The sequence below is a fragment of the Streptomyces sp. NBC_00829 genome (assembly GCF_045161795.1).
In the GTDB taxonomy this organism is placed as follows: domain Bacteria; phylum Actinomycetota; class Actinomycetes; order Streptomycetales; family Streptomycetaceae; genus Streptomyces.
In genome coordinates, this window is record NZ_CP108867.1 from 5,416,618 (window position 1) to 5,429,357 (window position 12,740).

At 71.3% G+C, this 12,740-nt stretch carries 11 protein-coding genes; 6 read left to right on the forward strand and 5 right to left on the reverse strand.

Annotation, left to right across the window (positions count from 1 at the left end; genetic code table 11):
* Positions 1–7: 7 nt before the first annotated feature.
* On the reverse strand, positions 8–1,021 hold the full coding sequence (locus OG293_RS24050) for a 2-hydroxyacid dehydrogenase (protein ID WP_406000861.1): 1,014 nt from the start codon (positions 1,019–1,021) through the stop codon (positions 8–10).
* A 59-nt stretch (positions 1,022–1,080) separates the two neighbouring features.
* Here OG293_RS24050 and OG293_RS24055 point away from each other — a divergent pair, with 59 nt between their 5' ends.
* Both OG293_RS24055 and OG293_RS24060 read left to right on the forward strand, forming a co-directional pair.
* Complete coding sequence (locus OG293_RS24055) at positions 1,081–2,454, forward strand: FGGY-family carbohydrate kinase (RefSeq protein WP_406000862.1); 1,374 nt, start codon at positions 1,081–1,083, stop codon at positions 2,452–2,454.
* Positions 2,451–3,059, forward strand: a complete 609-nt coding sequence (locus OG293_RS24060; RefSeq protein WP_406000863.1) for a histidine phosphatase family protein — start codon at positions 2,451–2,453, stop codon at positions 3,057–3,059. Before OG293_RS24055 ends, OG293_RS24060 begins: the two co-directional genes overlap by 4 nt.
* A 129-nt stretch (positions 3,060–3,188) precedes the next feature.
* On the opposite strand, the gene OG293_RS24065 is transcribed toward OG293_RS24060, so the two are convergent.
* Complete coding sequence (locus OG293_RS24065) at positions 3,189–4,595, reverse strand: amino acid permease (protein WP_406003693.1); 1,407 nt, start codon at positions 4,593–4,595, stop codon at positions 3,189–3,191.
* Between the two features lie 391 nt (positions 4,596–4,986).
* On the opposite strand from OG293_RS24065, the gene OG293_RS24070 reads away from it, so the two are divergent.
* Positions 4,987–5,589: a biotin transporter BioY gene (locus tag OG293_RS24070; RefSeq protein WP_406000864.1), complete on the forward strand. Its 603-nt coding sequence runs from the start codon at positions 4,987–4,989 to the stop codon at positions 5,587–5,589.
* A gap of 59 nt (positions 5,590–5,648) precedes the next feature.
* Here the strand turns inward: OG293_RS24070 and OG293_RS24075 are convergent, their stop codons facing one another.
* The gene (locus OG293_RS24075) at positions 5,649–6,377 is read right to left on the reverse strand and encodes a hypothetical protein (RefSeq protein WP_406000865.1); all 729 of its coding nucleotides are present in this window, start codon (positions 6,375–6,377) and stop codon (positions 5,649–5,651) included.
* Between the two features lie 203 nt (positions 6,378–6,580).
* Between OG293_RS24075 and OG293_RS24080 the strand changes: the two genes are divergently transcribed.
* Positions 6,581–8,485, forward strand: a complete 1,905-nt coding sequence (locus OG293_RS24080) for a protein kinase domain-containing protein (RefSeq protein ID WP_406003694.1) — start codon at positions 6,581–6,583, stop codon at positions 8,483–8,485.
* Here OG293_RS24080 and OG293_RS24085 read toward each other — a convergent pair.
* Entirely contained in the window at positions 8,449–9,978 is a 1,530-nt protein-coding gene (locus OG293_RS24085; RefSeq protein WP_406000866.1) for an amino acid permease, read from the reverse strand. The two genes, OG293_RS24080 and OG293_RS24085, sit on opposite strands and share 37 nt — an antisense overlap.
* A 192-nt stretch (positions 9,979–10,170) precedes the next feature.
* On the opposite strand from OG293_RS24085, the gene OG293_RS24090 reads away from it, so the two are divergent.
* Positions 10,171–10,659, forward strand: coding sequence for a ribose-5-phosphate isomerase (locus OG293_RS24090; protein WP_406000867.1), 489 nt, complete (start codon positions 10,171–10,173; stop codon positions 10,657–10,659).
* Between the two features lie 2 nt (positions 10,660–10,661).
* Complete coding sequence (locus tag OG293_RS24095; protein ID WP_406000868.1) at positions 10,662–11,471, forward strand: Fpg/Nei family DNA glycosylase; 810 nt, start codon at positions 10,662–10,664, stop codon at positions 11,469–11,471.
* 10 nt (positions 11,472–11,481) lie between these two features.
* On the opposite strand, the gene OG293_RS24100 is transcribed toward OG293_RS24095, so the two are convergent.
* Positions 11,482–12,711, reverse strand: a complete 1,230-nt coding sequence (locus OG293_RS24100; RefSeq protein ID WP_406000869.1) for a GNAT family N-acetyltransferase — start codon at positions 12,709–12,711, stop codon at positions 11,482–11,484.
* Between the last annotated feature and the right edge of the window lie 29 nt (positions 12,712–12,740).

Below are 12,740 nucleotides of genomic sequence, written 5' to 3' on the forward strand. Positions count from 1 at the left end.
GCAGCCGTCAGGTCAGCGCGTGCGCGAGGGGCTCGTCCCGGACATGGCGGGCCACCTCGGCCGCCGCGATGGCCGCCGCCTTGCGGGCCACGGCACGGCTCGCACCGCCCAGATGCGGTGTGAGCACCAGATTCGGTGTGCTGAACAGCCGGGAGTCCGCAGGCAGCGGTTCCTGTTCGTACGTGTCGAGTGCCGCGGCCGACAGCCGGCCGCTGTCCAGCGCGTCGCACAGCGCGCCGGTGTCGAGGAGCCCGCCGCGGGCCGCGTTCACCAGGACCGCGCCCTCGGGGAGCAGCGCCAGTTCGCGGGCGCCGATCAGCTCCTGGGTCTCCGGGGTGAGCCGGGCGTGCAGGGTCAGCACGCGCGAGCGGGAAAGCAGCGCGTCCAGCGAGGACGCGCGCATCCCGTGCACATCGCCACGCACATACGGGTCGTACACCTCCACCTCGGCGCCGAACGCGCACAGCACCCTGGCCACCCGGCTGCCGACCGCGCCGTAGCCGATCAGGCCCACCGGGGTGTCCTCCAGCTCCAGGCCGCTGTTCTCGTACGTGTAGTACGAGCCGTCCCAGCCCCGGTCGTCGGCGAGGGAACGGTGGGCGGCGGGGATACGGCGCATCGCGGCCAGCATCAGGCCGATCGTGAACTCCGCGGTGGACGCGGCATTGCGCCCCGGCGCGAAGCAGACGCGTACGCCACGCGCCTCGGCGGCCTGGAGGTTAACGTTGACGGGCCCTCCGCGGCAGACCGCGATCATCCGCAGCGCGGGCGCGGCGGCCAGCACCCGTTCGGTGAAGGGGGCCATCTGGGTGACGCACACCTCCACTCCGTCGAGGGCCTCGATCAGCGCGTCCTCGGCGTCGCTCGCCTCGTCGACCTCGGACACCTTGCCGAAAGGCTCCAGTGGCCAGGGCAGGGTGAGTTCGGTGAGCTCGAAGGGTGAGCCGGCGAGGTCATGACGCAGGGCGTCGGCGATCAGGGCGTTGCGGACGAAATGGTCACCAGCGGCCAGGATTCGCATCAGTCGAGACTGAAACACTGGGCGGGGACCGTCAATCCCCCGGACGTGCGGGAGTGGGCATGTGGATGGGAATCGACCTCGGCACGCAGAGCGTCCGCGCGGTGCTCGCCGCCGACGACGGCGAGGTCCTCGGCAGTGGCTCGGCCCCGCTGACCGGGCGGCGCGCCGGCGTACGCCACGAACAGCTTCCCGGCGACTGGTGGCAGGCCGTGTGCGCGGCCTCCCAGCGGGCGCTGAAAGGCGGTCGGCGACCGCGCGCCCTCGCCGTCTGCTCCACCTCCGGCACCGTCCTTCTCGCCGACCCGGCCGGGCGGCCGCTGAGCCCCGCCCTGATGTACGACGACGGGCGCGCCGCGTCCCGCGGGCCGGGGAAGGCGCAGTGGCTGCTGGGCGAGTACGGCGCCGGGCGCGAGGTGCGCGTCACGCACCAGGCCGACCTGATCGTGACCCGGCTCGCGGGCCGGCCGTTGCCCACGGACTCCAGCCACGCACTGAAGACCGGCTACGACCCGGAGCTCGGCTCCTTCGGCGGGGTGGGCCTGCCGGACGAGGTGCTGCCGGAGGTCGTACGCCCCGGCACGCGGCTGGGCGAAGTGGGCCGGGAGGCCGCCCAGGAGACCGGGATCCCGGCGGGTACGCGGATCGTCGCCGGAATGACCGACGGCTGCGCGGCCCAGATCGCCGCCGGCGCGCTGACCCTCGGCTCCTGGAACTCCGTGCTGGGCACCACCCTCGTCCTCAAAGGGGTCACGGCCGAGCCCCTGCGCGACCCCGCCGGGGTCGTCTACAACCACCTCTCGCCGGACGGGAGCTGGCTGCCCGGCGGGGCGTCCGGTGTCGGCGGAGGGGCACTGCGTGCGGCCTTCCCGGACACCGATCCGGCCGCACTCGACGCGCTCGCCCGCGACCTGGAACCGGCCGGCGCTCTCGCCTACCCGCTGGGCTCACGCGGCGAGCGCTTCCCCTTTCTCGCCCCGGACGCGACGGCGTTCGTGCTCGGCGAACCGGCCTCCGACGCGGATCTGTGGGCGGCCCTCCTCCAGGGCGTCGCCCTGACGGAACGGCTGTGCCTCGACTATCTGGACTTCCTGGGCGCACCGTCGGCCGGGACGCTCACCTTCACCGGCGGCGCGGTGCGCAGCGCGTACTGGACCGGGCTGCGGGCCGCCATCCTGGGGCGGACGGTCCAGGTACCCGCGTCCAGCGAACCGGCCTTCGGCATGGCGGTCCTCGCCGCGTACGGCGCGGGCGCCGCGCCCACCCTCGCCGCCACCGCCGCGCGGATGGTCCGGCCCGGCCAGGTGATCCGGCCGCGCGGCGGCGGGCGCTTCACCGAGCCGTATCTGACGATGGTGGGCGAACTGGAGAGGCGCGGCTGGCTGCCGGAACCCGTTGCCGCGCACGCCAGGGCCCGGACGGAGAGGACGACGTGAGCGCGACTCTGCTGCTGTCCCGGCATGGACAGACCGTCTGGCACGCGGAGAACCGCTATGCCGGGGTGAGCGACGTCGGCCTCACCGACGTGGGCCGCCGTCAGGCCCACCGGCTCGGGCTGTGGGCGGCCCGCAATCCGGTCGACGCGGTCTGGACCTCGACCGTCTCCCGCGCGATCGAGACCGCGGAGCCCGCGTGCCGGGCGCTCGGCCTCGTACCGCGCCGCGAACACGCGCTGCGCGAATGCGACTTCGGCGTGGTCGAGGGCCGCACCCTGGCCGAGTTCGCCGCGGAGTCCCCCGAGGCGGCGGACGCTTTCCGCGCGGACCCGGCCTCCCACCCTTTCCCCGCCGCGGAGGACCCCCGAGCGGCGGCGGCCCGGGGCACGGACGCGCTACGGCGCATCGCGTCCGAACACGAGGGGGAGAGGGTGCTGGTGGTGGCGCACAACACGCTGCTGAGGCTGGTTCTGTGCGAGCTGCTGTCGATTCCGCTGGGGGAGTACCGGAGGGTGTTTCCGGGGTTGCGGAACGGTGCGGTGAGTGCGGTGCGGGTGGATGGCGGGACATGCGGGTTGCTGTCGCTGAACGTTCCCTGCGACTGACTGCCTTCCCACGGGTCGGCCCCGGCTCCCCGCGCACCTGTACGCCCTTCGGGCGGGTCCGCAATCGTCGGCGGGCTCACATCGAGCCCGTCGGCGATGAGGCGCGGGTCGGCCGGGGCCGCAGCCGGATCAGACGGTCGCGTCCGCCTCGCGCGACGCCCGAACCTGCCGCACATACCCCACCGCGGCCAGCGCCAGCGTCAGCCCGCCCGTGTAGTACAGCTGCGTCCGCGTGTCCGCCTCCCTCGCCATCAGGACGAACACTCCCGCCATCCCCGCCAGCGCGACCCACGTCAGCGCCGGGTAGAGCCACATCCTGACCACGAGCTTCGACGGGTCCTCGCGCTCCGTCCGCCGGCGCAGAAGCAGCTGCGAGACCGCGATGAAGATCCAGACGACGAGGATGATCGCGCCGATCATGTTGAGCAGCCACATGAAGACATCGGCCGGCCGCCAGTAGCTCAGCAGCACGCACCCGAAGCCGAAGACGGACGAGACCAGCACGGCCGTCCGCGGCACCCCGCTGAACGTGCGGCCGAGTGCCTTCGGGCCCTGGCCGCGGGCGACCAGGGAGCAGGCCATCCGGGAGGCGCCGTAGATGTTGGCGTTCATCGCCGAGAGCAGGGCGACGAGCACGACGACGTTCATGATCTGGCCCGCCGCGGGGATGTCCAGATGGTCGAGGGCCGCCACGTACGGGCCCTTCTCGACGACCTTCGGGTCGCCCCACGGGACCAGCGTGACGATGACCGCCATCGAGCCGATGTAGAAGACCGCGATACGCCACATCGCCGTACGCACGGCCTTGGCGACACCCTGGACCGGGTGCTCGGACTCGGCCGCCGCGATGGTGACCGTCTCCAGACCGCCGTACGCGAAGACGGAGGCGAGCAGACCGACGACCAGGCCCTCGGTGCCGTTCGGCATGAAGCCGCCCTCGCCCGTGAGGTTGGCGGTGCCGGGCGCGTCGGTGCCCGGCAGGACGCCGAGGATCGCCAGCACACCGATGCCCAGGAACAGGGTGATCGCACCGACCTTGAGCGCCGCGAACCAGAATTCGAACTCGCCGAAGTTCTTCACCGCGGCCAGGTTGGTGACGCAGAAGACCAGCATGAAGAGGGCGACCCACGCCCACTCCGGGGTTCCGGGCATCCAGCCCGTCATGATCTTCGCCGCGCCGATGCCTTCGAGGCCGACGGCCACGCAGAGCAGGAACCAGAACGCCCAGCCCGCCGTGAACCCGGCCCAGGGGCCGATCGCCCGCTCGGCGTGCACGGAGAAGGAGCCGGACGCCGGATTCGCGGCCGACATCTCGCCGAGCATGCGCATCACCAGCATGACGAGCAGGCCGGACACGGCGTAGGCGATGACGATGGACGGCCCGGCGGCGGCGATGCCGGCACCGGATCCGACGAAGAGCCCCGCTCCGATGACACCGCCGAGGGCGATCATCGAGAGGTGGCGTTGCTTGAGTCCGTGCGAGAGCGGAGCGTCGACCGGCTGGTCGGTGCTCGCCGGCGCGGAGGTCCGAGACATGGTCATGGCCTGTTCAGTAGCTGAGACGGGAGGGGGCCACAGTCTGGGCGCGTGTACCGATCACACGGAACGGATGTCCGCTATACGGGCACGATGCTCACACCTGGTGAACACACCCTCACCCGCGTCCAGTTCAGGACTCCCGCGCCCCCGGTGGAACGGTTTGGTGGGACCCCACAGTGTTGCCCGTCCCTGCCTCATCCGCCAAAACGGGCCGAACCCCGTCCGACCTCAGTGACAAGTGTCACGCCAACGCGTGTGTGATGGGCGCCCTTTGTGCGATCCCCATCAAGTCAGCGCCTCAGCCTTTGTCGGCGGCGGACGGTGATCAGACGATTCGCCTCGGCTAACGTCGCGGTGTCCTGCCTGCCCTCACCTCAGCGGAGTCCCGATGAGTACTGCTTCCGTCAACTCCCGCCCCGGAGTGGTCCTCCGCCCCGGAGTGGTCCTCGCCGACCTGCTGCCCGCGTCCCGTACGAAGGACATCGCGCTCGTCCTCGGCGGCGCCGCGCTCACCGGCCTCGCCGCCCAGATATCCGTCCCGGTGCCCGGCACCCCGGTCCCCGTCTCCGGACAGACCTTCGCGGCCCTCCTCGTCGGCACGGCGCTCGGCGCCCGCCGCGGCTTCCTCTCCCTCGCGCTCTACGCGTTGGCGGGCATGGCCGGTATGCCGTGGTTCGCCGAGGGCGCGTCCGGCTACGCGATGCCGTCCTTCGGCTACGTCCTCGGGATGCTGCTCGCGGCCACGGTCGTCGGAGCCCTCGCGGCACGCGGCGCGGACCGTTCGGTGCTGCGCACCGCGGGCGCGATGGCCGTCGGCTCCGCGATCATCTACGCGGTCGGCGTCCCGTACCTGGCGCTCGCGACCGGAATGACGCTGCCGCAGGCCGTCGCCGCCGGTCTGACCCCGTTCCTGATCGGCGACGCCCTCAAGGCCGCGCTGGCGATGGGTGTGCTGCCCGCCGCCTGGAGGGTCATCGGCCGTCGCGGCTGACGATGCCGTGGTTCCGTTCGGCAGGGCCCGCGGCCACTGACGGCCGCGGGCCCTGCTGCCTACCTTTCGCTCCGGGTCGTCCACCAGATACCGGCGCCGCCCATCACGAGCAGCGCGAACGCCGCCAGCCCGAGCGGCAGTACGTCGTCGGGCGCACCGGTGCGCGGCAGATCACCGGCGGCCGGTGGTGTGTCCGGGCCGAAGGGCACGTTGTCGGTGCCCAGCAGCAGGGGGGTGTCGGGGGCGTTGGGCGTCGGTGACGAGGTGCCGAAGGGGACAGGGCCCTGTTGCCAGATCAGTTTCTCGCTGGCGCCCACCGTGACCGGCAGACAGATCTTGCCGGTCCTGTGCAGATCGAAGGTCGCCGCGACCTTGTACGCCCTGTCCTTGCCGGCCATCAGATTGTCGATGACGCAGGCGAATCCGCTGTTGGAGCCCTGAGGCAGCCGTGCCTTCGGGATGGCCACACATCCCTCGACGGCGGTGACCCGCAGCCCGTCGAACCCGACGACGGACAGGGCGATGGGCCCGCTGTCCTTGGTCCCCCCGTTCCTGACCCGCGCGGTGAGGTCGGTCCTCTCGCTCCTGTTGTCGACCGTGATCTTCCCCGGCAGTTCGGTCGTGATCTTCGCTTCGGCCGGCGCCGCGGGGCCGGGGGAGCCGCCCTGACTGCTCCCCGGTACCGGTTCGTCGGCCGCGAACGCGCTGAACGGAACCATCAGTAAGGCCGCGGCAATTGCCGCGACGATTGCTCCCGAGCGATTTCCGTGCGATGTCATGTCGTGCATTTCCCAGCCCCCTTGAAGCGCTGCGGGCAGTGCATACGAGAAGGGTTCCACAAGATTGCGCGGAACTATGCTGTCATGAGGGGAAGTTCATGCTTCTGTCCTGGTCACAGTGGGTTCTGGCGGGGAGGAAGGGAATGCCTGGTACTCCAGGGATATTGGTGGCGGGACGTTACCGGCTGGACCAAAGCATTGGGCAGGGGGGAATGGGCCGGGTGTGGCGTGCGGTCGATGAAATGCTCGACCGGCCGGTCGCCGTCAAGGAGATGCACATCACGGAAACGGATGCGGAGGACAATCGCATCCGCCGCGAACGCGTTCTGCGCGAGGCACGGGCGACGGCGCGCATCGACCACCCCCATGTGGTCCGGGTCTACGACGTGGTCGAGGAGGGCGACCGGCTCTGGATCGTGATGGAGCTCGTCGAGTCCCGCTCCCTGGAAGCGCTTCTCGTCGAGGACGGCCCTGTGCCCCCGGGCGAGGCGGCCCGCATCGGCCTGGGTCTGGTGGCGGCGCTGCGCGAGGTCCACGCGGTGGGCGTCCTGCACCGCGACATCAAACCCGGCAACGTCCTTCTGGGCCGGGCGGGCCGGGTGGTCCTGACGGACTTCGGCATCGCGGCGATCCAGGACGCGAAGGCGCTGACGGTGGTGGGGATGCTGGTGGGCTCGCCCGACTACATGGCCCCGGAACGCATCGGCGGCCGGGCCCAGGGACCGGCGTCGGACCTGTGGTCCCTGGGCGCGACCCTCTGCGCGGCGGCGGCGGGCCACTCGCCTTTCGCCCGCCCGACGACGCTGTCGACGCTCCACGCGGTCCTGTACGAGGAGCCGGAACTCCCCTCGGCCGTGGGGCCGTTGCGCCCGGTGCTGTCCGCACTGCTGGTGAAGACCCCTGAGGAACGCCCGGACTTGGACGCGCTTGAGCGGATGTTGCGGGAGATCGTCTCTCCGCGGTATGTCCCTACGGTCCTGGTCGCGCCCCCACCGCCTCTGGCGCCGGAGCCGGAGCCGGAGCGGGAGCAGGAGCAGGAACCGGAGCCGGAGTCGGAGTCGGAGCAGCAGCGGGAGCCGGGGCCCCTGCCTGCGCAGGAGCCCGCGCCGGTGCCCCCCGTTTCACCGGCCCGGCCGCAGTCCGACCCGGGGCCCGGGGCCGCGACCGTCGATTCCCCGGCCCTGGCGAAAGCGGGGCTCTTGCCCGTACCCGTACCCGCGCCCGTACCCGTACCCGTGGACCCTCGGCCGGAGGCCGGGCCGGAGCCAGGGCACGTGCCTGTGCCCGTGCCTGTGCCGGTGCCTGTTGCTTCTCGACCTCGGCCGGAGGCGGAGCAGGTCGCGCTGCCGCAAGGAGCCGCCCCCGCGCCGTCTCGCCCCGAGACCGTTCGGGAGCGCGCCCCGGGGGCAGGGACCCTGTCCCTCGTTTCCCGGCCCGGGCCGTCGGCCGGGCGGCGGCCCGGGTACATGCCCCCGGTGCCCGGAAGGGGCGGGGCGGCGGAACAGCCCACTCCCCACCGCACCCGCACCCTCCTCCTCGCGGCCCTCGCCGCCGCCACCCTCGCCACCCTCACCGTCGTCGTGCTCAACTCCCGCAGCGACACCCCGACCACCGGAGCCACCCACACCCCGCCCGCGCAAGCCGGCCCCACCGTCGCCGGCACCTCCCGCCCGCCGACGGCGGCAACCGGCACCCCCACCAACGGCATCCGCAGCGAGACCGGCTTCGCCTGGGCTCCCCCCGGGAACTGGACCCGCAGTGCGAAAAGCCCCTCGAACGTCCACTACCACGCGCCCGACGGGCAGACAGAAATCGCCGCCTCGTACGCACTCGCACGAGGCGGCGATCTCCTCACCCAATGGCAGAAGTTCGAACGCGACAGCCACGACGCCCCCGGCTACCGCAAGATCCGCCTGGAGCGCACCACCTTCCGTGGCCACCCGGGGATCGTCTGGGAGTACGTCTTCGCTCAGGACGGCACCCCCTGGCGCGCCCGCCAGGTCGGCTTCACGGCCGGCGGCAAGTCGTACCAGCTCAACCTCTGGTACGCCGCCGCCGGCCAGGAGGCCGCCCTCGCCACCTACGAAGAGGTGACCGAGTCCTTCACACCGCTCTGAGCGCCGTCGGCGACGCCGTCAGCGGCGCCCTCGCCGACACCGGCGGCACCGAGCCCGGCCTCGGGCTCGCCGCCCTTGCCCAGCTTCTGCCGCACCAGCGCGATCGCGATCACCACCGCGGCCACCAGCACCGAAAGCAGCACCTGCTTCCGCGCGTCACCGCCGTCGTAGACCATGTAGCCGAGGACGAAAAGGATCATCGCGATGGTCAGCCACGTCAGATACGGGAAGAGCCACATCCGCACCACGAGCCGGTCCGGCGACTCGCGCAGGATGATCCCGCGCATCCGCAGCTGCGTGACACAGATGACCAGCCAGACGAACAGGGCCACCGCACCGGACGCGTTCAGCAGGAACGCGAAGACCGTGTCGGGCCACTTGTAGTTGAAGAACACGGCGAGGAAGCCGAAGACGACCGAGCCGAGGATGGCCGCCCGCGGCACACCGCGGGAGTTCGTCCGGGCGAACGCCTTCGGCGCGTCACCGCGGCGGCCGAGCGAGAACGCCATGCGGGACGCCGTGTAGAGGCCGGAGTTCAGGCAGGACAGGACCGCCGTCAGCACGATCACGTTCATGATCTGGCCGGCGTGGGCGATGCCGATCGAGTCGAGCGCCGCGACGTACGAACCCTTGTCGACGATCGACTTGTCGTTCCAGGGGAGAAGCGTCAGGACCACGAAGATCGACCCGAGGTAGAACACGGCGATCCGCCAGATCACGCTGTTCGTGGCCTTCGTCACGGCGCGCCGCGGGTCCTCGGACTCGCCCGCCGCCAGCGTCACGATCTCGCTGCCCATGAAGGAGAAGACGACCATCAGCACACCGGTGAGAATCGCGCCCGCGCCGTTGGGCATGAACCCGCCCGCGTCCGAGAGGTGCGCGAATCCCGCCCCGGGGTTGTCGGAGCCCGGCAGCACGCCGAAGACGGCCAGCATGCCGATGGCCACGAACGCGCCGATCGCGACGACCTTGATGCCCGCGAACCAGAATTCGAACTCGCCGTACGACGACACCGACGCGAGGTTCGTCGCCGTCAGCACGACCATCACGATCAGCGCCCAGGCCCACTGCGGTACCGCCGGTACCCAGCTCTCCAGGATCTTCGCGCCCGCCGTCGCCTCGACCGCGAGCACCACGACCCAGAAGAACCAGTAGAGCCATCCGATGGAGAAGCCGGCCCATCGGCCGAGCGCCCGGTCCGCGTAGGCGGAGAAGGAGCCGGAGGTCGGGTTGGCCGCCGCCATCTCGCCCAGCATCCGCATCACGAAGACGACCAGCAGGCCGACCAGTGCGTACGACAGGAGGATGGCCGGTCCTGCCGCGGCTATGCCGGAACCGGAGCCGACGAACAGTCCGGCGCCGATCACACCGCCGATGGCGATCATGGACAGATGCCGGTTCTTCAGACCGGCTTGGAGACCATGGGAGGACTGCGGGTTCCCGGGTGTTTCGGGCCTTCCGCCTTCCTTCATGAGGGTCTGCTGCGAGGTCATGGACGATTCCTTAGGTTTGAGAGCGCTCGGGTCACGAGCCCCCGCATTCAAACGCGCGACACCCCATGTGTGAAGACCCGTCTCCGGATCGTTAGCTCCAGGGGGTTGCGCGTTTCAAACGGAAGCTCGTGGTCCGGGTGGTGCCTGACCCCGCTGACGGCTACCCGGCCCTTCGCGTGCCACACTCGGACCATGCGCGTGTACCTCGGCTCCGACCATGCCGGCTTCGAACTCAAGAACCACCTCGTCGAGTGGCTCACGGCCCACGGCCACGAGCCCGTCGACTGCGGTCCCCACGTCTATGACGCCCAGGACGACTACCCGCCGTTCTGCCTGCGTGCGGCCGAGAAGACGGCCGCGGACCCGGACAGCCTCGGCATCGTGATCGGCGGCTCCGGCAACGGCGAGCAGATCGCCGCCAACAAGGTCGAGGGAGTGCGCGCCGCACTCGCCTGGAGCGAGCAGACCGCCGCCCTCGGCCGGGAGCACAACAACGCCAACGTCGTCTCCATCGGCGGCCGGATGCACACCCGGGAAGAGGCGACGAAGTTCGTCGAGATCTTCCTCTCCACCCCGTATTCGGGTGAGGAGCGTCACACCCGCCGTATCGAGATGCTCTCGGCGTACGAGGAGACCGGCGAGCTTCCCGCGATCCCGGCGCACCACCCGCAGCAGGGCTGAGCGTGCCCGAGGGTCACACGATCCACCGACTGGCCGCCGACCACTTCGAGAGGTTCGGCGGCCGGCCTGTGCGGGCGAGAAGCCCGCAGGGAAAGTTCTCCGACAGCGCGGCGCTGCTCGACGGCCAGGTGCTGGAGAGCACGGAGGCGCACGGCAAGCACCTCTTCCTCGGCTTCGCCCCGCTCGGCTGGGTCCATATCCACCTCGGCCTCTTCGGCAAGGTGACCTTCGGTGACGCGCCCGCGCCCCCGCCGACCGACACGGTCCGGCTGCGGCTCGCTAACCCCACGGCGTACGTCGATCTGCGCGGCCCCACAACCTGCTCCCTGATCACCGACGGCGAGAAGCAGGCGATACACGAGCGCCTCGGTCCCGATCCGCTGCGTTCGGGCGACGACCCGGCCACGGCGTGGGCCCGCGTCTCCAGGAGCCGTACCACGATCGCCGCGCTGCTCATGGACCAGAAGATCATCGCGGGCGTCGGCAACGTCTACCGGGCCGAAGTCCTCTTCCGGCACGGTATCGACCCCTACCGCGCGGGCAGGGACCTCACCCACGACGAGTGGACGGCGATCTGGTCGGACCTCGTGGAGCTGATGCGCGAGGGCGTACGCAACAACCGCATCGACACGGTCCGCCCCGAGCACATGCCGGAAGCGATGGGCCGCCCGCCGCGCGTCGACGACCACGGCGGCGAGGTCTACGTCTACCGCCGGGCCAGCCTGCCCTGCCACATCTGCGACGGCGAGATCCGCACCGCCGGCCTCGCGGCCCGCAACCTCTTCTGGTGCCCGGCCTGCCAGCGGCGCTGACCGCCTGCCCTCAGAAGCCGTGGGGCAGCCACGGCGCGAGGTCGGAGCCGAACGCGACCGACGCCTCGGCCAGCGCCCTGGGCCTCAGCTCGCGCACCCGCCCCGCACCCGCCAGCGCCGACAGCGTCACCCCGCCCAGATAGGCCGCGCCCAATTCCCGCGCCGACAGCGCCAGATCCGGGTCGTCCTCGGTCCGCTTGCAGGATGCCCCCTTCGGATCGCCGGTCAGCCGCCAGCGTCCGGCGTTCCAGGGGCAGAAGGCGTCGTCGACGTCGAGGACCACATCCACCGGCGTCCGGTACGTACGCGCCTCAAGGGCCGCGCCCAGGTCGACGAGCCGGACGAAGAGTCCGTCCCGCACCCGCAGCTCGCACCGCCGTACGTCATTGACGAGATGCAGCAGCGGATCGTCCATGGGCCGATTGCGCGTCACCACCTGAACGGTCAGGTCGATGCCGAAGAGGAAGTTCCACAGCACGGCGTACGCCACCGGGTCGAGCGCCTCGATCTGCCGCAGCGTGATGACGCCCTGGGGGCCGCGCGCCTCCCATCCCGGCTTGTTGTGGAAGCGGGCGAATCCGACGATCTCGCCGTCCCGCTCGGCGACCACGCACTGCATCGGCGACGCGCCCTCCCGCCCGCCGGGCGGGTCGAGCAGCGGCAGCCGCTCCCAGCCCGGCCTGCGGGCGAGCATGCCTGGCCGGGTACCGATGCTCCGGACGTAGACCGCCTCACACTCCTGCGCGACGTCCTCGACCTTCGCAAAGCGCAGCCGGACCGCGTCGGATCCTTGCGGGAGGCTGATCCGCCCCTGGACGGTGTCGATCGTCGCGGACAGCTGCTGGGTGGCGACGCCGTACCCGAATCGTCCGTAGATCTCCGGCTCGGAGGCGGTCAGCACGGCGAGCGGCTCGCCCCAGCCGCGTACGTCATCGAGCTGGCGGCGCATCATCGAGGTGAGCACCCCGCGCCGGCGGTGCGTCGCAGCCACGCTGACCATCGTGACGCCCGCTGCGGGCACCATCGCGCCGCCCGGCACCGAGACTCCGAACGAGAACGCCCCGGCCGTCCCGACGCAATCGCCCCCGTCCCAGGCGCCGATGGACCGCTCGGTCTCGGTCAGCGAGTCCCACAGTTCGCGCTCCTCCGGGGCATCCGCGACCCCTCCGAACGCGAGCTCCAACTTGCCGTACCAGTCGTCCCATTCGGCTTGACGCAAGGCTCGCAACTCGATCGTCATATGCCATGCCTACCAGGGCCACGGCGTCG